The 20,273-nt window shown below is 67.7% G+C and carries 16 protein-coding genes and 1 pseudogene; 8 read left to right on the top strand and 9 right to left on the bottom strand.

Annotation, left to right across the window (positions count from 1 at the left end):
- The first annotated feature begins 193 nt into the window (after nucleotides 1-193).
- Nucleotides 194-610 (top strand): DUF2784 domain-containing protein, encoded by a 417-nt coding sequence (locus LKD76_RS15940; RefSeq protein ID WP_227982113.1) that lies wholly within the window; start codon nucleotides 194-196, stop codon nucleotides 608-610.
- On the opposite strand, the gene LKD76_RS15935 is transcribed toward LKD76_RS15940, so the two are convergent.
- Nucleotides 561-1,133: a TetR/AcrR family transcriptional regulator gene (locus LKD76_RS15935; RefSeq protein WP_227982112.1), complete on the bottom strand. Its 573-nt coding sequence runs from the start codon at nucleotides 1,131-1,133 to the stop codon at nucleotides 561-563. The two genes, LKD76_RS15940 and LKD76_RS15935, sit on opposite strands and share 50 nt — an antisense overlap.
- A 103-nt stretch (nucleotides 1,134-1,236) precedes the next feature.
- Here LKD76_RS15935 and LKD76_RS15930 point away from each other — a divergent pair, with 103 nt between their 5' ends.
- On the top strand, nucleotides 1,237-2,487 hold the full coding sequence (locus LKD76_RS15930) for an FAD-dependent monooxygenase (RefSeq protein WP_227982111.1): 1,251 nt from the start codon (nucleotides 1,237-1,239) through the stop codon (nucleotides 2,485-2,487).
- 7 nt (nucleotides 2,488-2,494) lie between these two features.
- Here the strand turns inward: LKD76_RS15930 and LKD76_RS15925 are convergent, their stop codons facing one another.
- Nucleotides 2,495-2,905: a hypothetical protein gene (locus LKD76_RS15925; RefSeq protein WP_227982110.1), complete on the bottom strand. Its 411-nt coding sequence runs from the start codon at nucleotides 2,903-2,905 to the stop codon at nucleotides 2,495-2,497.
- 410 nt (nucleotides 2,906-3,315) lie between these two features.
- Here LKD76_RS15925 and LKD76_RS15920 point away from each other — a divergent pair, with 410 nt between their 5' ends.
- Nucleotides 3,316-4,959, top strand: a complete 1,644-nt coding sequence (locus tag LKD76_RS15920; protein ID WP_227982109.1) for a GMC family oxidoreductase — start codon at nucleotides 3,316-3,318, stop codon at nucleotides 4,957-4,959.
- 92 nt (nucleotides 4,960-5,051) lie between these two features.
- On the opposite strand, the gene LKD76_RS15915 is transcribed toward LKD76_RS15920, so the two are convergent.
- Together LKD76_RS15915 and LKD76_RS15910 are read right to left on the bottom strand one after the other, a co-directional pair.
- Nucleotides 5,052-6,230, bottom strand: a complete 1,179-nt coding sequence (locus LKD76_RS15915; protein WP_227982108.1) for a damage-control phosphatase ARMT1 family protein — start codon at nucleotides 6,228-6,230, stop codon at nucleotides 5,052-5,054.
- Between the two features lie 296 nt (nucleotides 6,231-6,526).
- On the bottom strand, nucleotides 6,527-7,744 hold the full coding sequence (locus tag LKD76_RS15910) for an oxygenase MpaB family protein (RefSeq protein ID WP_227982107.1): 1,218 nt from the start codon (nucleotides 7,742-7,744) through the stop codon (nucleotides 6,527-6,529).
- A 138-nt stretch (nucleotides 7,745-7,882) separates the two neighbouring features.
- On the opposite strand from LKD76_RS15910, the gene LKD76_RS15905 reads away from it, so the two are divergent.
- Together LKD76_RS15905 and LKD76_RS15900 are read left to right on the top strand one after the other, a co-directional pair.
- On the top strand, nucleotides 7,883-8,581 hold the full coding sequence (locus tag LKD76_RS15905) for a TetR/AcrR family transcriptional regulator (RefSeq protein ID WP_227982106.1): 699 nt from the start codon (nucleotides 7,883-7,885) through the stop codon (nucleotides 8,579-8,581).
- Nucleotides 8,582-8,941: 360 nt separating this feature from the next.
- Nucleotides 8,942-9,423, top strand: a pseudogene (locus LKD76_RS15900) (gluconokinase).
- Between the two features lie 30 nt (nucleotides 9,424-9,453).
- On the opposite strand, the gene LKD76_RS15895 reads toward LKD76_RS15900, so the two are convergent.
- A complete protein-coding gene (locus LKD76_RS15895; RefSeq protein ID WP_227982105.1) occupies nucleotides 9,454-10,482 on the bottom strand; it encodes a zinc-binding dehydrogenase in 1,029 nt (342 codons plus the stop codon).
- A 168-nt stretch (nucleotides 10,483-10,650) separates the two neighbouring features.
- Between LKD76_RS15895 and LKD76_RS15890 the strand changes: the two genes are divergently transcribed.
- On the top strand, nucleotides 10,651-11,688 hold the full coding sequence (locus LKD76_RS15890; RefSeq protein WP_227985260.1) for a nucleoside hydrolase: 1,038 nt from the start codon (nucleotides 10,651-10,653) through the stop codon (nucleotides 11,686-11,688).
- Nucleotides 11,685-12,572 carry an amidohydrolase family protein gene (locus LKD76_RS15885; RefSeq protein ID WP_227982104.1) on the top strand — a complete coding sequence of 296 codons (888 nt, stop codon included), beginning with the start codon at nucleotides 11,685-11,687 and terminating at the stop codon, nucleotides 12,570-12,572. The genes LKD76_RS15890 and LKD76_RS15885 overlap by 4 nt, the downstream gene beginning before the upstream one ends.
- Before the next feature lie 36 nt (nucleotides 12,573-12,608).
- Here LKD76_RS15885 and LKD76_RS15880 read toward each other — a convergent pair whose 3' ends face one another.
- Nucleotides 12,609-13,247 carry a TetR/AcrR family transcriptional regulator gene (locus tag LKD76_RS15880; RefSeq protein ID WP_227982103.1) on the bottom strand — a complete coding sequence of 213 codons (639 nt, stop codon included), beginning with the start codon at nucleotides 13,245-13,247 and terminating at the stop codon, nucleotides 12,609-12,611.
- Between the two features lie 133 nt (nucleotides 13,248-13,380).
- Between LKD76_RS15880 and LKD76_RS15875 the strand changes: the two genes are divergently transcribed.
- Entirely contained in the window at nucleotides 13,381-14,943 is a 1,563-nt protein-coding gene (locus tag LKD76_RS15875; protein ID WP_227982102.1) for a carboxylesterase/lipase family protein, read from the top strand.
- 15 nt (nucleotides 14,944-14,958) lie between these two features.
- Here the strand turns inward: LKD76_RS15875 and meaB are convergent, their stop codons facing one another.
- The 3 genes from meaB to LKD76_RS15860 are packed head-to-tail and all read right to left on the bottom strand — an operon-like array spanning nucleotide 14,959 to nucleotide 20,251.
- Nucleotides 14,959-16,134, bottom strand: a complete 1,176-nt coding sequence (gene meaB / locus LKD76_RS15870) for a methylmalonyl Co-A mutase-associated GTPase MeaB (RefSeq protein WP_227982101.1) — start codon at nucleotides 16,132-16,134, stop codon at nucleotides 14,959-14,961.
- A complete protein-coding gene (gene scpA / locus LKD76_RS15865) occupies nucleotides 16,131-18,392 on the bottom strand; it encodes a methylmalonyl-CoA mutase (RefSeq protein ID WP_227982100.1) in 2,262 nt (753 codons plus the stop codon). The genes meaB and scpA overlap by 4 nt, the downstream gene beginning before the upstream one ends.
- Entirely contained in the window at nucleotides 18,392-20,251 is a 1,860-nt protein-coding gene (locus LKD76_RS15860; RefSeq protein ID WP_227982099.1) for a methylmalonyl-CoA mutase family protein, read from the bottom strand. Before LKD76_RS15860 ends, scpA begins: the two co-directional genes overlap by 1 nt.
- Nucleotides 20,252-20,273 lie beyond the last annotated feature (22 nt).

Here is a 20,273-nt window from a genome sequence, read left to right as displayed (position 1 = left end):
CTCGGTGTCCTCCCCCGCGACCCGGGGACACTCCCAATCTTGGATGCATAGATGCGCATATTGGCGTACCGGCATTGTTCAATGTCGCTCACCTCGAAAGGCGTGTGGGACAAGATGGTTCGGGATACCGACACTTTCCGCGACGAGACGAAATCCCGCGCATCACGTACGCGCTCGACCTAATCTGGATTATGTGCTGTACCGGATGCTGGCGGATGCCACCGCGGGTGTGCATTTCCTCTTCATCGCCTACGTTGTCGTCGGCGGCTTCGTCGCATGGCGTTGGCGCTGGACCATCTGGACTCATATCGCGGCTGTGGCCTGGGGATTCAGCACGATACTCGTCAGTGTCGAATGTCCGCTGACCCGTCTCGAGACGTGGGCCCGTGAGCGCGGGGGCGAAGCCGCCCTGCCCTCCGGCGGATTCATCGACTACTACATCACCGGTGTGCTGTATCCGCGCAGCGCTCTGGATATCGTGCGCGTGCTGGTCGTCGCGACAGTCGCGGTGTCGTGGATCGGCTTCGTCCGGTTCGGCCGGCGACGGCGGCTCGGAACCGCTATCCCCGGCTCATCGCCCGCACCGCGCGAACCACATCCTCCCCGGTGAGCATCTCACCGGCCGGAGCGATCAGCCACTGTAGCGCGACGCCCTGGAACAGCGCGAAGTACACTTTCGCCACCGCACGCGCGTCGGCGGCCGACAGCTCCGGGTGGACCTCGCGCAGCGGTTCGGCCAGCGCTCGGTACACCTCGTCGGTCGCATCCGACATGTAGGCCTGCGATTCCGGCGACCGCGCCACGCGCACGCCGTTCTCGAAACTGAGCATCAGCTGGTCCGGATGATTCTGGATCACGTCCACCATGCCGTTCCAGGTGGCCTCCTGCGCGTCCGCGAGCGACCTCCCCTCCCCCGCGTCGCGAATGGCAGCCTCCATCCCGTCACCGATCTCATCACCCGTCGCCTGTGCGATCGCCTCGGCGACCAGGCGATCCTTGGTGCCGAAGTGATAGCCGATGGCGGCCAGGCTCACCCCCGCGGCACCGGCGATATCGCGTGCGGTGACCTTGGCCAGTCCCCGTTCCAGGATCGCCTTGCGCGCGCCTTCCAGTAGGTCCTCTCGATTTCCCATATGTCCAGGTTACAACGTCTCAGACGTTTGTACTAGACAAACGTGCCAACCGTGTGGCACATTTGTCTAAGACGTTCGAACCAAGCGTAAGGGAATCACCACCATGAGCAACCACTCCACCGCACCGCACATCCTCGTGTCCGGAGGCGGCATCGCCGGCAACGCCGTTGCGCTGCAACTGCTTCGCGCCGGCATCCGGGTCACGGTCGTCGAACGCGCCGCCGCACCCCGCCCCGGTGGCCAGGCGGTCGATCTTCGCGGTCCGAGCCGGGAGGTGGCCGAGCGCATGGGACTCATGCCCGGTATCGCCCGGTACCAGCTCGAGGAACTCGGAATCTCCTATATCGACACCAAGGGCCGCACTTACGCCAACATCGCGATGGAGCATTTCGACGGCAAAGGCCCGGTGGCCGATATCGAGATCACGCGCGGGGATCTCAACCAGGTGCTGCTCGACGCGGTGGAGGCGGCCGGAGGTCTGCTCGACTACCGATACGACGACGGGATCGAGGAGCTGACCCAGGACGATGCCGGCGTGGAGGTCGGCTTCACCTCCGGCCGCCGCGGCCGATTCGACCTCGTCATCGGCGCCGACGGCGTTCATTCCCGGACCCGGCGGCTGGCATTCGGGCCGGAGGAGCAGTTCAGCACCTTCCTCGGTGGTTATGCCTCCTTCTTCACCATGCCCACCCCGTCCGGTCTGCGGCCGGGCTGGTTCGCCATGCAACTCGTCCCCCACGCCGCCGTCGGACTGCGGCCCGATCGGGATCCCGCGACCGCCAAGGCGATCCTGACCCTGCTCGGCGAACCGGACCCGAGCCTGCGTCGCGACGTCGCCGCTCAGCAGCGCCTGATCCGCGACAAGGCCGGATCGAACGATCAGTGGCACGCACCCGCGATTCTGGACGCGATGACCGTCGCCGACGACTTCTACTTCGACGAACTCGCGCGGATCGATATGCCGACCCTCGCGGCCGGGCGGGTCACCCTCGTCGGCGATGCGGGCTACTGCGGCTCCCCCATGACCGGTATGGGCACCGCGATGGCGCTGGTCGGCGCGTACGTGCTGGCCGGTGAGATCGCCGCCGATCCCACCGATATGCCGGCGGCGCTGCGGCGCTACGAGCAGGTGATCACCCCGTTCCTCGACAAGGCCAAGGAACTTCCGGGGGGTGGCATCTCGATGATGCTGTCCACCGGCGAATTCGGAACCGCGGTGCGCCGCACCGTCAACCGGATCATGCTCTCGCGGATCATGCGACCGGTGATGATGAAGATGTTCTTCGGCGGCACCGACGACTACGAGCTGCCGGCCTACTCCGCTACGGACCACCCCGCGGCCGCACCGCGGTAGGCCCGGATCAGACCTCGGCGGTCGTTCCCGGCGCCAGCCCCTCGGCCAGACGTAGCTTTCTCGCCATATCCGACAGCAGTTCGACCGACGCCCAGGACAGGCCCGCCGCGGCGGTCAGCAGCCGCCGCAGCGCCGGATCCGCCACCGCGGCCGAGAGCGTCTCGTCGCCGGGAACCGGATCACGCTGGCCGCGGTCGTTGAACTGGGTGAGTTCCACCGCCAGCGCCCGGGCTACCGCCTCGACCAACGCCGGCGAGGGATTGTCCCGATTACCCGAACGCAGCTGGGACAGATAGGTCGCCGAGACCGGATGTCCCGACTGCGTGACTCGGAACGCCAACGCGCGGTTGGACATCCGAGCGCCGTTCACCTGCTCCCACTGCGATACGACTTCGTTGAAACGGTCCGCGAATCTCACCGGCACTACACCCCCAGGCCGCGGCGGGGACATCCGCGCATCGGTCCACAACGCGAGCAAATTGACATGTCAAAACTACTCCGCCGCTGTCCGATTCGCTCGGCGACAGGCCGCCGAGCCCGGCAAGCCCGGTTCGCGACAACCGATTCGGCGAGTCCGCGCAAGACCGAGCAGTCCGATGAACGCTCGCAGCGAGCGCGGCGCGGCGGTCGATATCCTTGCCGTACAGCCGATTCGGCGGACCATCCGTACCGGCCGCGCCGATCGCCGCGATCATGGCCGCGCTCAACCATTTTCGCATCGGCCCTCGAGTGACCCACGATCGACCGATTCCGCGGGACCCGGGTCTTGCCGCACCGATCAAGCAATAGTACTGTCCAGACAGTTGTCCAGATTGGAGTGCAGTAACTATGACCGACACGTCTCGCACAGGATCCGGTCGCGGGACCGCGACCGAGGCCGACTATGTCGTCGTCGGCGCGGGCAGCGCCGGGGCGATCGTCGCGGGCCGGCTCGCCGACCAGGGCGCGAGCGTGATCCTGTTGGAGGCAGGACGGAAGGACAACACGCGACTGGTCACCATGCCGGGATCCATCGCGATGGTGCACACGGTTCCGCAACTGAAGAAGCGGGTCACCTGGAAGCAGTACTCGACGCCGCAGAAACACGCCGGCAACCGCCGGATCCCGATGACCCGGGGCAAGGTGCTCGGCGGCTCCAGCTCGGTCAACGGAATGCTGTTCGTGCGGGGCAACAAGGCCAACTTCGACTCCTGGGCCGCGGAAGGCTGCACGGGGTGGAGCTATGCGGATGTACTGCCCGCCTACAAGCGCCTCGAGAACTGGGAGGACGGCCCGGACGAGCTGCGCGGAGCGGGCGGTCCGATCGAGGTGACGCGGCAGCAGCACCTGACCCCGATCGCCCGGCAGTTCGTGGAGGCGGCCACCGACACCTTCGGCGTGTCCGAGATCGCGGACTACAACGGCGAATCCCAGGAAGGGATCAGCACTTTCCAGCAGAGCGTGCGGCACGGGTTGCGCTACAGCTCGGCGCGCGGCTACCTCACCGACCGCCCGAACCCGAACCTGACGGTGATCACCGGCGCACATGTGGCGCGGGTAGTCCTCACCGGCGGCCGGGCCACCGGCGTGGAAGTGATCGGCCCACACGGCCATTCCACGATCCGGGCGGCGAGGGAGGTCGTCGTATCCGGCGGAGTGATCGGCTCGCCACAGATCCTGATGCTGTCGGGGATCGGCCCGGCCGCCCGGCTGCGCGAACTCGGCATCGATGTGCACGCGGATCTTCCGGTCGGACAGAATCTGCACGATCACATGTTCGTACCGATGACATTCGTCTCCCGGAATGCCGTGCACCGCAGCACACCCACCCACTTCGCGCCGGCCGTGCTCCGTGAGCTGTTGCGGCCGGGCAGCACCTGGTTCGGCCGCACCATGTTCGAGATGGTGGGGTTCGTGAAAACCCGCTTCGCCCGGGATATCCCGGATATGCAGATTCACACGCTGCCATGGGGATATCCCGTCCCGAATCAGGACGAGGACACATTGCACACCGTCGACCGGCGCGCGGCGCTGACGATCTTCCCGACGCTGATCTATCCCGGGAGCCGGGGAGAGCTGACGCTGGCCTCGGCCGATCCGCTCGATGCGCCGCTGATCGACCCCGGATATCTCACCGACCCCGCCGATACCGAATTGCTCCTCGAGGGCATGCGCATGATCCGAGAGGTGATGGCGCACAGGGCCATCGCCGGTGACATCACCGAAGAGCTCACTCCCGGTCCCGCCTATCTCGACGACACCGCATTGCGCCGCGAACTGCCGAATCGAGTGCATTCGGTTTATCACCCGGTCGGTACCTGCCGGATGGGCGTCGACGAGCGCGCCGTAGTGGACCCGCTGTTGCGCGTGCGCGGAATCGAGGGCCTGCGAGTCGCCGACGCCTCCATCATGCCGAGTATCACCGGCGGGAACACCAATGCGCCGTCGTACATGATCGGTGAGAAGTGCGCCGAATTCATCGCCGCCTCCTAGGGCCCCAACGCCCGAACGTTGCGAACCTGCGCCGCGACCGGCGCTCCGGTGACCGCCGCGATCTACGACGCACTTGTGGTGCGCCTGTCCCGCTATCTCGCGGCAGGAGACCAGGCCTGGATGACAGCGTGCTCACCGCTGGTGCGCCACTGCGATTCGGCGGCATCGAGCTCGTCGACCTGCGCAGCCGTAAGCCCCACCACGACATCGGATTTCAGCGTCCGCGCCGCGATCAATGGGGACGGGAAGTAGTTCGCGGTCTCGGCGAACGGCGTGGTGGCGGGCCAATGCAGGTCCCCCACGAGCCGGCGGTAGTTCAGATCGCCCTTCAGCACGGTGATCGCCGTGTCCCGGAATTCGGAGGCCAGATCGCCGGGCATGGCGGTGAACGGCAGTGGAGCGCAGAAGAAGTCGTGAGTCCGGACCTTCAGATCCCCGGCTGCCATGGCGCCGTGCAGGCGCTGACCTATGGCGGCCGCCGCCCGATGTGGCGACGTGCGTAGGAAGCCGATCGTATCGACCACATCGGACATGGTCGCATCGGATACGTAATAGGGATGGGGCTTCACCCAGATCACGACCTGTGCGGCGAGCCCCGTCGTCAGCAGGTGGTCCACCAGCACCAGATCGGGAACCAGTTCGCCCGCGGCATTGTCCGCGATCAGGCTCACGGCCGGGTTCGCGGCGGCGTCGAGAACCGACCACAGCACGGCACTGTCGTCGACGAGCACACGGCTCGACCCGGTAGAGATCGGCGCCGAGGTGAGCTGAAATCCCAGATCTGCTCGATTGCCCCACAACGCGGAGGTGAGCAACCGGTCACGGCGGTCCTCCACGGCCGAACCGGTGTGCGCCGCAACTGTACTCAGCTGGTCCTCGACCGTCTTCCCGGTCAGCTCGGCGTTCTTGAACGAGGCGAACACATCGATCCCCCGCCAGGCACCGGTTCCGAAGTAGCCGGTCGCCTCCAGCAGCTTGCGGTAGAAGAAGCTCTCCGCCCACAGGAACGGCGCCTCGCCCCAGGGCCTGCCGTAGAGGCCCGCGCCCCAGACTCGCCACCGGTCGCGATCGGCGGTGTTCTCGGTCAACGGCTCGAGTACGCCGGATGTGCTCTCGACCAGCAGCCGCTCGATCGCGGCGCGCTCGCAGGGCCCGAAGGGCACCGCGTCCAGCACCCGCTCCACCAATTTCGGATGCCGCTCGACGAACACGCCGTGCGCGAACGAGCCCGGAACGCCACTGAGAATCGGAGCGGGAGTCGACAGTGGCACGGTATTGCTCCTCGTTCGGCCGGCGGTGGTTGCTCCGACCATGATGCCGCGCGCATCCGGGCATCGGCGCCACCCCCCGTGCCGCGGCACGCATCCACCGTATTCCCGCCGCGCTGCGGCACCGTTCGATCCGGCGGCGGGGGCACAGTGTGACGGCTTCGGCGCGCCGAGTACCGACAGCGCCGCGGCCGGAAGGCCGGCGACGCCGTCGGGTATCGGCAGGCGCCGCGACCGGTGACCGATCCGGGTCACATTCGAGACCTTCTCATCGGGACTGCCCTTCTTCTTCACCCGAATTACCGGTTGGTCTGCGGAATTTCGATACTGAGGGGCATATGTAGCTCGGACATGTACCAGAGCACGAATTGCCGCAGGAACTCGTCGAACATCCAGGTCGCATCCGCGGTCGGCGGAATCACCCCCATCACTCCCTCGCGGACGGCCACGAACGGCCGCCACGCGACCTCGAGCAACGGGCTCCATACCGGTTCGCGAGGGATCTGCAGCCAGTCGGCGACTCTGTCTCCCAGGATGAATCGGGTGAAGGCCCCCAGGATGGGCTTGCTCAGCAATGTCAGGTCGATATCGAAACCGAGGTCGAGCAGCTTGTGCGCCAGATCGACACCTTCGGCGGTCGGCGCGATGATCGGATCGAGCACCTGCTTGGCCTGATCGTCGGCCTGCTGCCACGACGCGGGGATGTACTCGTCGCGGATACCCAGCAGATGCCCGGCCAGCTGCCAGCTGTGCAGATAGCCCTCGGACTCGGCCTGTGGAATGACCACATTCCACGAGTTGAACGTCCGCATGATCGTGGTGGCCAGGCTGTGCCAGGTGACCATCAGATCGTCCTGGCTGATCGGCGTGTGTCCGGAGGGCCAGTGCGGCGACTGCGGCAGCAGATGCCGGACCGCGGCGTGGATGATGCGCGTCTTGACGCAGGTGACGATCATCTGGCCGTCGGGGCCGTAGGCGTTGACGGTGCCGATGTCGTATCCGAACTTCGCTGTCTTGGCGATGCGGTCCTTCATATGCGAACCACCGCGCGAGTAGTACACCGCCCGCGCCTCGTGCGGGATGACGGTGGACATCATGCCGCTGGCGAACGCGTAGAGCACACCGAGGTAGGTTCCGCGCTTCTTGTTGAACTCGAACGAGGCCGACAGTTTGTTCTGATCGGTCCACGGCGGCAGCTGTCGCGCGTACTCCATGAAGTCGCGCAGACCGGATGGTAACTCGTTCGGAACGGGCTGATCGTTGCGGACCCAGGTAGCCAGCGCCCGGTTGATCGCCGGCACGTCGCCGCGGTCCATCACATCGGCGATGACCGGGTCGGCCTCGGGGTCCCAGAGTGTCAACGGATCCGCGCCACCGCCGCTGCCGACGATCGAGCCTGCCGGCGACCACGTCCACGGTTCGGCACGCGCAGTGCGCGCCCCCAGGGCGAGTACGCCGACCGCGCCGAGCAGCCCGCCGCTGACCCGCAACGCCTCACGTCTGCTGAGTCCATCCATGCTAACGTCCCTCTTCATCGAGTCGCAGATACAGAGATACACGTTCCGTATCTGAGTATCTCGATGAGACCACACCATGTCTCCGATCACAAGGAGTTGGCAAGATTTCCGGCGATCGGCCCCGTACGAGAGGAAAATGTGAATCCTGGACCTTCCGACCCCGACAGCGCGGCAGATACCGGCTCGCTGATCGAACGCGCCTACACCGCCGCCGTCGACGGGGCCGACGACGGTGACGACATCCGCAGCCGAGTACTGGACGCGGCCTGCGAGCAATTCGGCGCGCTGGGTGTTCGCCGCTCGACCATGGACGATGTGGCACGGCGGGCCAACGTCTCACGCATTACCGTTTATCGCCGATTCGCGACGAAAGACGATCTGGTCGAACAGGTGATCCTGCGGGAGTATCGCCGCTACTTCGACCAGTTCCTCACCGACATCCGGCGCGCCCGCACCCCTGCCGACCGGGTGGTGCTCGGTTTCGTCAGTTCATTGCGCACGATCCGCAACAATCCGATCATCGGCGGATTGCTCACCGCCGAACCGGATATGGTCGTCGGCTCGATGATCGGCGACCAGGGCCGCACCGTCGCCATGGTGCGGGCATTCGTCGCCGGCCAGCTCCGTCGGGAGCAGCGTGCGGGCCAGGTCTCCGCCGAGGTCGACGCCGAACTGGCGGCCGAGCTGATGGTCCGGATCTCGGCGTCGTTTCTGGCGATCCCCAGCGGAGTCGTCGACCTCGACGACGACGAGCAATTGACCGAACTGGCCCGGCGTTACCTTGTTCCGATGCTGGAACCGCCGCACCCGGCGCCGCCCGGCACCGGAACACGCTGAGCGCCAACGGATCCGGCCACCGCGCTCGCACCGGGATGCCGATCCCGGCACCGAGTCCTCAGGCGCCGAATCCGGCCGAACCCATGTCGAGGCGGTTGAGGAGATTCTGGATCAGAACCCACGGGATCATCGTCGTTGCCCTTTCACTGGTCGTACGCCCGCGATCGAACACGCTTCAACCACGGGATCCTCACCGGTTCCCGCGGTGCGGAATACGAACGGAGACCGCCACCCGCATAGATCGGAAGTGATGAGAACTGTCAATAACATACAACCGCGCACACTGGAATATGTATGAAATCCGATAAGAATGATCGGAAACTTACAGACCGAGGTGTGCCGTGCCGCAGCATCGTGGTGATGGGAGTGTCGGCAACCGGAAAGACCGTGACGGCCCGGCTCCTGGCCGCCCGGCTCGGCCTGGTGTTCGCCGATGCCGACGACATGCACCCCCCCCCGCCGGCATCGCCAAGATGTCGGCCGGGGTCCCGCTCGACGACGCCGATCGCGAACCGTGGCTCGACACGGTCGGCCGGTGGCTACGGGAGCGCCACACCGAGGGGCGCGGCGGAGCCATCGCATGCTCGGCGCTCACACGCCGCTATCGCGATCGGTTGCGAAGCGCCGCACCGGAACCGGTCTTCCTGCATCTGACGGCCGATCGCGCGGTACTGCTCGATCGGCTCACCCGGCGCGCCGATCACTTCATGCCGGTGACGCTGCTCGATTCGCAACTGGCGACCCTCGAACCGCTCGAGCCGGATGAACTCGGCGCCACCGTGCGCACCGATGAGCCTCCGGAGGCCGTCGTCGACCTCGCTCTGCACCTGCTGCCGCGGTGAATCGCGCTCGACTGCCCGCGAATCCGGCGGCTACGGCACCACCACGACCTTTCCGGTGGCCTCGTTGTTCTCCATATACCGATGCGCCGCACCGATTTCCCCCAAACCGAAGACACGGTCGAGATTGGGCCGGTAGACGCCCGCTTCGACCTCTTCGACGATCCGCTGCAGCAGACTCCTGCCGGCATCGCCCTCGAGGGTGCCGCTGTGGAACGCGGTGAGCTTGGTGCCCGTCGGGATCATCGCTATCGGTTCGAGATTCGGGATCAGCCAGCCACCGAGTGAGCCCGCCACACAGACGGTGCCGCCCCGTCGCACCAGACGCAGCGAGTCCACCGCGGTGCTCGCCCCCACCAGGTCCAGCACCTGGTCCGGCCCCCCGGGCCACAGCGCGCGCACGTTCGCGGCAAGCGATTCGCCGTCGTCGATCAGCACGTGCGCGATGCCGGTCGCGGTCAACGCGTTCACCTTGCCGGGCCTGCGGGTGGTGGCCACGGTCTCGATACCGTGGCCGGCCGCGATCGATGCGGCCGCCATCCCCACCGAGGAGGTTCCGCCCCGAATCAGTAACCGGCCTGCGCTGTTCGGCAGGACCCCCAGGGCATCCAGCGCGCCCCGTGCGGTCAGGTACGTTTCGGGCAGCGCCGCCAGAATCTCCCAGGGCAACGTGGTGGTGATCGGCATCAGCAGCCGATTCGGCAGCAGCGCGTACTCCGCGTAACCGCCGTCGAACTCGCGGCCCATCTCGCCCATGACCGCCGCGACCGTCGCTCCCAGCGGCAGGGCGCCGGGAGCGCTGGACTCCACAATCGTTCCGACGCATTCGATCCCGAGCACACGCGGGAATCGCACGTTCGGCGAATGGCCCTGCCTGGTCCGCAACTCCGACCGATTCAAGCCCGCACCCCGCACTCGCACGAGACTCCAGCCCGCCCGAACGGCCGGCACCGGCAGCTCACGCGGTTCCAGCACCTCCGGGCCACCCGCCCGGACACAGACAACGGCTCGCATCGACGTGCGATGTTCGGTTCCGGCGGCCGGGGCCGAGTGATTGCTCATGCGTCCACTGTGACCGGACCGTCCGATGGCCGACCACCGATAGAATGCCAAGCTGTGCCGATCGGCCGCCACTCTCGGCCGGCGGGTGCGCACCGGAGACCACGGCGGCGGGGCCAGGGAATCGGGCCGATCGCCGGTCGATAGTCTCCTATCGTGCGGCAGACGATCATGCTCGACGTCGATACCGGAATCGACGATGCGCTGGCACTGCTGTATCTGCTGGCGGACCCGCGAGCAGATATCGCCGCAATCGCATCGACGGCCGGTAACGTCGCCGCCGAACAGGTGGCCGCCAACAATCTGGCGCTGCTGGATCTGTGCCGGGCACCCGACATCGAGGTGGCATTGGGCGCCGCGCAACCACTGGCGATTCCGTTGCGGACCACCGAGGACACGCACGGGCCGCACGGAATCGGTTATGCCGAACTGCCACCCTCCACCCGCGCCCTGTCGTCTCGTTCGGCGGCGCAGCTCTGGGTGGATATCGCGCACTCCGCGCCCGGCACGGTCCTGGGCCTGTGCACCGGACCGCTGACCAACCTCGCGCTGGCTGTGGAGCTCGAACCCGATCTGCCGCAATTGCTTCGGCGGCTGGTGATCATGGGCGGAGCGTTCCAGCACCCGGGCAACACCACGCCGACGAACGAGTGGAATGTCCACGTGGACCCGGAGGCCGCGAAGGTGGTCTTCGACGCGTTCTCCGCCGCGCCGGCCGATCGCCGGCCGATCGTGTGCGCGCTCGACATCACCGAGACGATCGAGATGACGCCCGGGCATCTACGGCGCATCGCCCAGCGCGCCGGCGCCGGAGCGGACTCGATTCCCGCCCCGGACGACCCCCTTGGCCTGCGGTCGCGAGCGGCGAATCCGATCGTGCGCTTCCTCATCGACGCGGTGCGGTTCTATTTCGAATTCCACCAGCAGCACGGTCAGGGCTATCTGGCGCATATGCACGACCCGTTCGCCGCGGCGGTGGCATTGGACCCGGCCATCGCGGTGCTGCGTCCGGCCACCGTCGATGTCGAACTCGCGGGAACCATCACCCGGGGTGCGACGGTGGCAGATTGGTCCGGGCTGTGGGGACGGCGGCTCAACGCCGACATCGCGGTGAGGACCGATCCCGCCGCGTTCTTCGACCAGATGATCACGCGTATCGGCGATTTCGCGGCATCGGTCCATCCGCCCGCGGTACAGGAGGTTCGGTGAATTTCGACGAGGGTGACCGGGCGGCGGTCGCGGATTTCCGGTCCCGGCTGGGCCTGTCCGGAATCATCGATGTCCATACCCATTTCATGCCGGACCGGGTCCTGCGCAAGGTGTGGGCGTATTTCGATTCGGCCGGCCCACTGATCGGACGCCCCTGGCCGATCGCCTACCGCGACGACGAGAAGGAACGCCTGACCACGCTGCGCGGATTCGGGGTCCGTGCGTTCACCTCACTGGTGTACCCGCACAAGCCCGATATGGCGGCGTGGCTCAACGAGTGGGCGGCCGATTTCGCCGCCCACACCCCCGATTGCCTGCACACCGCGACCTTCTTTCCCGAACATCACGCCGAGAGTTACGTGAGCGCGGCGATCGAGTCCGGGGCCCGAATCTTCAAATCCCACATCCAGGTCGGCGGCTACCATCCCGGCGATCCGCTGCTGACCGACGTCTGGGGGTTGCTGTCCGAGGCCGGAATCCCGGTGCTGGCCCATTGTGGCTCCGGTCCCGCACCCGGCGACTTCACCGGGCCGGAGCCGATCGCCGAACTCCTGCGACGCTTTCCGAAACTACGATTGATCATCGCCCATATGGGCGTACCCGAACATTCGGAATTCCTCGATATCGCCCAGCGGTACGACACCGTATATCTGGACACCACGATGTCGTTCACCGATTTCGTCGAGGAGCGAACTCCGTTCCCGCGCAGCGAGTATCCCCGGCTGGCCGACCTCGGTGACCGCATTCTGTTCGGCAGCGACTTCCCGAACATCCCGTATTCCTACGCCCACGCGCTCGAGGCGCTCGAACGGCTCGACCTCGGCGAGAATTGGTTGCGCGCGGTGTGCCACGACAATGCCGCTCGGTTGTTCGCACTGGACTGAGACTTCGCGGTCGCCGAGCGGTGGTCACGCGGCGGACTACCCCTGGGCGCACCCGGCCGCGCGCTGCCGGATTCCCGTCAGCACCGTGTCGAGCATCCGGTCGAATTCCGCTACGGATCCGAAACCGGCGAGCCGCGGCGCGAGTGTGGCCATCGTCGGATACCGCGCGGAGTCGATATCGGGAACGGTCGAAGGGCCGCCGGGGCCGAGTATCGCCATCAGATAGCCGTTGAGGAATCCGAACAGCAGCGTCGGCGTGTCCGAGACGACCTCATCCGGCAGACCGGCCGCGCGCATCGCGCTGACCAGCCGCTCGAGTGCGGTCAGCGCCGAGGGTGAGGTCTGCGGCCGGGCGGCCAGCAGCGCGACGATGTGGGGGTGCCGAGAGGCCGTCGCCAGGTAGTCGCGAGCGGTCCGGCGCGCGATCTCCTCCCAGCTTCCGGCGTCCTCGGCATCGGCCGAGATCTCGGCGAGTACGGCTTCGGTGGCCGCGTCCAGCAGCGCCGCCTTGCCTTTGATGTGGTTGTAGATCGACATCGGGTCGACCCCGAGTTCCTCGGCGAGCCGCCGCACACCGAACCGCTCCAGGCCGTCGCGATCGATGAGTGCGACCGCCGCGGCCGCGATCCGCTCGCGACTGAGTCCCGCCGCCGTCCCCTGCGTGCGCCTGGCCACCCACACTCCCTTCCCTTGCCAAACCTACATCGTAGGATATACGGTCGACCCGAAACCTACGTCGTAGGTTTATGTGACCCCCGCACCGAGGAACTCAGATGTACGAGCCCATCACCGAACGCCGGGCACCGACATGAACCGCCGGGCGTTTCTTCGCGACCTGACCGCGACGGCGACGCTCCCCTGGCTCGCCACCGGTTGCGTTGGCGGCGAGGCGGATTCGGTCGTCGCCACCGCCTCGGGCCGGGTACGGGGCAGGGTGGACGCGGGGATCCACGCGTTTCGCGGCGTGCCCTATGCGGCGCCGCCCATCGGTGCGCACCGCTATCGTCCGCCGCGCCCGGTCCGAGCCTGGAGCGGCGTGCGTGACGCCATCGCGCTGGGACCCACGCCACCACAGCCGGCTACTCCGCCGCCGTTGGAGTTCTTCGCACCTCCGATTCCGGGAGCGGACTATCTCAACCTCAATATCTGGACTCGCGAACCCGGTTCGGCGCGGATGCCGGTGGTGGTGTGGATCTTCGGCGGCGGATTCGACACCGGCAGCAACGGCCTCTACGACGGGACCGCGTTCGCTCGCGACGGGGTGGTGTTCGTCGCGATGAACTACCGCCTCGGCGCCGAGGGGTTCTTGTTCCTCGACGACGAGGTGGCGAATGTGGCACTGCTGGATCAGATCTCGGCGCTGGAATGGGTGCGCGACAATATCGCCGCGTTCGGCGGCGACCCGGACAACGTCACGATCGCCGGACAGTCCGCGGGGGCGATGGCCGTGGGCACGCTACTGACCATGCCCCGCGCCTCCGGGCTGTTCCGGCGGGCCATCCTGGAGAGCGGAGCGGGCAATCTGTGCTACTCCGCCGCCACCGCCCGCGAGATCGGGCAACGTCTCGTCACGAAACTCGGTGTGGCCGCCGACCGTGACGCCGTGGCGACGGCGGGGGTCGAACGGGTGCTGGCCGCCCAGACCGCGGTGATGGGCGATCTCGCGCGGCAACCGGATCCACAGCGATGGGGTGGTGAACCGGGATGCCGGGTCAACATGTGGCGGCCCACGCTCGACGGCAGCACACTGTCCGCCGCGCCCGTCGACGCCGTCACCGCCGGAGCGGGCGCGGATGTCGATGTCCTGATCGGGCACAACGGTGCGGAAGGGCGGCTGTCACTGGTTCCGTTCCGCGGCCTCGACTCGGTCACCGAGGCGGAACTGGCCACCGCGATGCACCTGTATCGGCTGCCCGTCGAGCGTGCGCTGACCGCCTATCGCGCCGCCTATCCGGGCGCCGATCCCGGGGCGCTGCTGGCGATCGTGCAGGGCGACTGGTTCTATACCGTGCCGGGACTCCGGCTGGCCGATGCCCACGCACCCGCGCCCGCGTCCACCTACATGTACGAATTCACGTGGCGCTCACCGCAGTTCGACGGACAACTGGGGTCGTGCCATTTCCTGGAGGTACCCTTCGCCTTCGATCGGCTGCACGACCCGCGCATGCGCTGGCTCACCGGACCGAACCCGCCGCAACAGCTGGCCGATCTCGTCCACGGCGCCTGGGTACAGTTCGCCACCACCGGCCGAGTGCACTGGCCACCCTACGAACCTCTCCGCCGCACGACGATGCGATTGGACCTGGAGCCCACCGTCATCGATGACCCGTGCCCGGTCCGGACGTTGTGGGAGGGCATCGCTCTCACCTGAGCGCCCGCTGGAACGCTATCCCTCGTCGAAGGCTCGCAGCAGTTCCTCCGCGGCCAGTGCCGGAGTCAGCGAGCCGTCGCGGATCCGCTTTTCGACCTGACCGCGGATCGCCTTGACACCGGGACTGTCGGCCAACCGCCGCAAGAGCTGGTCGTGCACCATGGTCCAGGTCCAATCGACCTGCTGGCGGCGGCGCTTCTCCGCGAACTCCCCCGCCTCGGTGAGTACCCGGCGGTGTTCGAGCACCGTGTCCCAGAAGGTGTCGAGGCCGCTGCCGTTGAGTCCGCTCATGGTGAGAACCGGTGGCCGCCACAGCGATTCCCGCGGATGGATCAGCCGCATCGCGCCCTGCAGTTCGCGGGCCGCCGCCCGCGCCTCCACCTCGTGCCGCCCATCGGCCTTGTTCACCGCCACCAGATCGGCCAATTCCAGCACCCCCTTCTTGATGCCCTGCAACTGATCTCCGGTGCGGGCGAGGGTGAGGAAGCAGAACACATCGACCATATTCGCGACGGTCACCTCGGACTGCCCGACGCCGACAGTCTCCACCAGGATCACGTCGTACCCGGCCGCCTCGAGTAGCACGATGGTTTCCCGGGTGGCCTTGGCGACGCCGCCGAGGGTGCCCGCCGTGGGCGACGGACGGATGTAGGCGTCACGCTCCACCGACAGCCGCGCCATGCGGGTCTTGTCCCCCAGGATCGAACCGCCGGTGCGGGTCGAGGACGGATCCACGGCCAGGACCGCGACCCGGTGCCCCTGACCGATCAGATACATCCCGAGGGCGTCGATGAAGGTCGACTTGCCCACCCCGGGCACGCCGGTGATGCCGACCCGATTGGATTCGGCGCAGTCACCGCCGGCCAGTTCGAGCAGCAGCTTCTGAGCGGCCTCGCGGTGATCGGCGCGGGTCGATTCGACCAGGGTGATCGCCCGCGCGAGCGCGGCACGCTGATTGCCGCGGATGGCCTGTGCCAGCTCCGCGACATCGATGCCGCGTTTGCCGGCGGACCCACCGCCGCGTTTGCCGGCGGACCCACCGCCGCGTTTGCCGGCGGACCCACCGCCGCGTTCCGGACCGGCCACCCGCAGCGCCGGGGGCATGCCGCGCTCGGTCGACAGCGCCTGGGTGCCGGGCAGTTCCGCCCCGGCGGACCCACCGCCCGCCGGGGTCAGGTCGGCGTCGCTCATTCCGCCCCGGCTTGTCCGCCGATCTCGTGGCCGAGTTCGGCCGCCAGCTTCTGCAGCAGGCCGATCGCGGCATCGGCGATCACGGTGCCCGGCGGGAAGATCGCCGCGGCACCTGCGGCGTACAGCTCGTCGAAGTCACCCGGCGGGATCACACCGCCGACGATGACCATGATGTCGGGACGTCCGACATCGGCCAGCGCCTGGCGCAGGGCGGGCACCAGCGTGAGGTGACCGGCCGCCAGCGAGGAGACACCGACGATGTGCACGTCGTTGTCGGCCGCCTGCTGCGCCACCTCCTCCGGAGTCTGGAACAGCGGGCCCACATCGACATCCATGCCGAGATCGGCGAAGGCGGTCGCGATGACCTTCTGCCCGCGGTCGTGGCCGTCCTGGCCCATCTTCGCGACGAGGATGCGGGGACGGCGCCCCTCCGCCTCGGCGAATTCCTCGACCAGCTCGATGGCCTTGCTGATATTGGTCACCTTGCCGGCCTCCTCCCGGTAGACGCCCGACAGTGTGCGGATCTCGGCCTGGTGGCGGCCGTATACCTTCTCCAGCGCGTCGGAGATCTCGCCGACGGTCGCCTTGGCGCGAGCCGCGTCGATGGCCAGGGCGAGCAGGTTGTTGCCCATCCCGCCCTCGGAAGAGCCCGCGGCCCTGGTCAATTCGGCCAGTGCCCGCTCGACCTCGGCGCTGTCGCGTTCGGCGCGCAGACGCTGGAGTTTCTCGTTCTGCTCCGCGCGCACGCGCGAGTTCTCGACCTTGAGGACCTCGATCTCCTGGTCCTCTTGCACCTGGTATTTGTTGACGCCGATCACCGGTTGCGCGCCGGTGTCGATCCGCGCCTGGGTGCGCGCGGCGGCCTCCTCGATGCGCAACTTCGGAATACCCTCCGAAATCGCCTGTGCCATACCGCCGTGCGCCTCCACCTCGGCGATATGGGCCCGAGCCCGCTCGGCGAGCTGGTGGGTCAGCCACTCGACGTAGTACGAGCCACCCCACGGGTCGATCGGCCGCGTAGTGCCCGACTCCTGCTGCAGCAGCAGCTGGGTGTTGCGGGCGATGCGGGCGGAGAAGTCGGTCGGCAGTGCCAGCGCCTCGTCGAGGGCGTTGGTGTGCAGCGACTGGGTATGGCCCTGGGTGGCCGCCATCGCCTCCACGCAGGTGCGCGCGACATTGTTGAACACGTCCTGGGCGGTCAGCGACCAGCCCGAAGTCTGCGAATGGGTTCGCAGCGACAGCGACTTCTGGCTCTTGGGCTCGAACTTCGAGACCAGTTCGTTCCACAGCAGCCGGCCCGCGCGCAGCTTGGCGACCTCCATGAAGAAGTTCATGCCGATCGCCCAGAAGAACGACAGCCGCGGTGCGAACTGATCGATCTCCATCCCCGCGTCCAGACCGGCACGGATGTACTCCACACCGTCGGCGAGGGTGTAGGCCAGCTCCAGATCGGCGGTCGCACCGGCTTCCTGGATGTGGTAGCCCGAGATCGAGATCGAGTTGAACTTCGGCATCTTCGCGCTGGTGTAGGCGAAGATGTCGGAGATGATCCGCATCGAGGGCTTCGGCGGATAGATGTAGGTGTTGCGGACCATGAACTCTTTCAGAATGTCGTTCTGAATGGTTCCGGCCAGCTGTTCCGGCTTGACGCCCTGTTCCTCGGCGGCCACGACGTACAGCGCCAGGATCGGCAGCACCGCGCCGTTCATGGTCATCGACACCGAAACCTGGTCCAGCGGAATCTGATCGAACAGTTCCCGCATGTCCAAGATGGAGTCGATGGCGACACCGGCCATACCCACGTCACCGGTGACGCGCGGATGATCGGAGTCGTAGCCGCGGTGTGTGGCCAGGTCGAAGGCGACCGACAGCCCCTTCTGGCCCGCGGCCAGATTACGGCGGTAGAAGGCGTTGGAATCGGCGGCGGTGGAGAAACCCGCGTACTGGCGGATGGTCCACGGCTGATTCACGTACATCGTCGGGTACGGGCCGCGCACGAACGGCGCGATACCGGGCACGCTGTCGAGCGGATAGCCCTCGGCGACCACACCGTCACGGTCGGCCTTGGTGTACACCGGCGCGACGTCGATCCCCTCCGGGGTGGCCCACACCAGCTGTTCGGGGGTGTAGCCGTTGGCGGCGGCGGATTCGGCGACGAACGCCTCCACCCCGGCGCTGTCGACCCGCGCGGGCGACGAATCGCCCAGTGGCACCTCGGCGAAGCTGCCGATCACGTGGTTCACATCTCGAGTAGTCATTACGCTCCCAGCTTCTCCAGCAGGCCGGACAGGGTGGCCACCGCGTCCATGCGAGCGGTGAGGAATCCGTCCGGCCGCTGTGTGCCGGTCACCTCCGCCACCGCTTTCTCCGGCCCGGCAAGCAGAACCGTGGCGACACCGGCGCTGCGCAACTGCTGCACCGCGGCCGCGGCCTCGGTCCCGTAGCGGGCGTCGGCGCCGCACAGCACCGCGAGGGTCGCCTCGGATTCGGTGGCGGCGGCGCCGATTCCGGCGATCGCCACCGGGCCCGGGTGGACGGTCTCGATTCCGCCCGAGGCCAGCACGTTCGCGGTGAAGGTCACCCGCACATTGTGCTCGGCCACCGGTCCCAGCGGCACCAGCAGCGCCCGCGGGCGACGACCATGGGTGGCCAGGTACGCATCGGAGCGATTGCGCAATTGCTCGAAGGCCGCACCGTAGCGGGCCGCCGAGCCGGTCGCCCGCGCGGCTTCCGACAACGGTTCCTCGGCGAGGTTCGGGAATTCGTTCACACCGGTGACCGCGGTGCGGCGGTGCGCGATATCGGATTCGCGGCGCGCCTTCGTCTCGGCGATCCGCTCGGCCAGCACGCCCGAACCCAGCGCCGCGCGATATCCGCCGGCCCGTTCGAGTTCCTGCATGAACGCCCACGCCGCCGCGGCGACCTCGTCGGTCAGGCTCTCCACATGCCAGGAGCCGGCGCCCGGATCCTGCACGTGCCCCAGGTGCGACTCCTCGAGCAGCAGGAGCTGGGTGTTGCGCGCCATGCGCTCGGAGAACGCCTGCGAGACACCGAGTTCCCCGGCGGGCAGGGCCGCGTCGAACGGCAGCACGGTGACCAGATCGGCGCCACCCACGCCGGCGCCGAAGGCGGCCAGCGTGGTGCGCAACATGTTCACCCAGGGATCGCGCTGGCTGAGCATCGCTTCGGAGGTGACCGCGTGCTGCGGGGCGTTGCCGAAGTCGGGCGCGCCCACCTGGTGCGCCACCCGGGCCCACAACCGGCGGGCGGCGCGGAACTTCGCGATGGTCTCGAATTGATCGTCGGTGGCCGCGAACCGGAAACTCACCTGATCCAGCGCGTCGGCGATATCGAGTCCGGCATCGGTCAGCAGGCGCAGGTAGTCCAGGCCCGCGGCGACGGCCGCGCCGATCTCCTGCGCGTCGGAAGCGCCCGCGTCGTGGAATACGGTGCCGCACACCGTGATCGCGCGCACCGCCTCGGGGCGCTCGGCGGCGGTGCGAGCCAGCTCCACCGCGCCCTCCACCGAGATATCGGGAATCGAGGCGAACTCACCGGTCAGCGGCGACGCACCGAGGAACACGCGGATATCGGAGCGATCGGCGACCTGATAGGCGTCGAGCACCGCCAGCACCTGCGCGGCCGCGGCCGCGGTATCGGCCCCGGCCCGCACACTCAGCGGCGCGAGTTCGAACAACAGACCGCGCAGCGCGTCCGGCAGCCCGGCCACCGGCACCCCCTCGACCCCGACACCCAGCCACACCGCGCTGACGCCGTTTTCCAGCGCCGCCAGGATCTCCTCGTTGACCCGGGCCGGATCCGCCCCGCCGAACCGGGCGCTGACGTGCCAGCCCCGGTGCACATCCCGGGTCGCCTCGTTACCGCGGACGAACGGGAACTGTCCCGGCAGTGGCTGCTCGGGCAGCTCGTCGCGGCGGGTGTACAGCGGCGCGACGGTCACTCCGTCGTAATTGGTGACCTCGAGCAGACGCTCCGGCTCGTCCCCGAGTTCGGCGGCATCGACCCTGCGGGATTTGGCCAGAACTCCGGCCACGCCCTTACGCCACGCGGCGTACCCGGGCACGGTGTCCGCGCCCGGATCTGAACCAATCGGCATCGCTGCTGTACCTCTTCCACTC

Origin of the sequence: Nocardia spumae (assembly GCF_020733635.1) — a bacterium.
GTDB lineage: Bacteria > Actinomycetota > Actinomycetes > Mycobacteriales > Mycobacteriaceae > Nocardia > Nocardia spumae.
This window is presented reverse-complemented; position numbering and strand designations above follow the sequence as displayed.

Bases quoted from the DNA above. Each gene is read 5' to 3' on its own strand.
- LKD76_RS15935 (WP_227982112.1), bottom strand. From the start codon at position 1,133: ATGGGAAATCGAGAGGACCTACTGGAAGGCGCGCGCAAGGCGATCCTG.
- LKD76_RS15930 (WP_227982111.1), top strand. From the start codon at position 1,237: ATGAGCAACCACTCCACCGCACCGCACATCCTCGTGTCCGGAGGCGGC.
- LKD76_RS15920 (WP_227982109.1), top strand. From the start codon at position 3,316: ATGACCGACACGTCTCGCACAGGATCCGGTCGCGGGACCGCGACCGAG.
- LKD76_RS15910 (WP_227982107.1), bottom strand. From the start codon at position 7,744: ATGGATGGACTCAGCAGACGTGAGGCGTTGCGGGTCAGCGGCGGGCTG.
- LKD76_RS15895 (WP_227982105.1), bottom strand. From the start codon at position 10,482: ATGAGCAATCACTCGGCCCCGGCCGCCGGAACCGAACATCGCACGTCG.
- LKD76_RS15890 (WP_227985260.1), top strand. From the start codon at position 10,651: ATGCTCGACGTCGATACCGGAATCGACGATGCGCTGGCACTGCTGTAT.
- LKD76_RS15875 (WP_227982102.1), top strand. From the start codon at position 13,381: ATGAACCGCCGGGCGTTTCTTCGCGACCTGACCGCGACGGCGACGCTC.
- meaB (WP_227982101.1), bottom strand. From the start codon at position 16,134: ATGAGCGACGCCGACCTGACCCCGGCGGGCGGTGGGTCCGCCGGGGCG.
- scpA (WP_227982100.1), bottom strand. From the start codon at position 18,392: ATGACTACTCGAGATGTGAACCACGTGATCGGCAGCTTCGCCGAGGTG.
- LKD76_RS15860 (WP_227982099.1), bottom strand. From the start codon at position 20,251: ATGCCGATTGGTTCAGATCCGGGCGCGGACACCGTGCCCGGGTACGCC.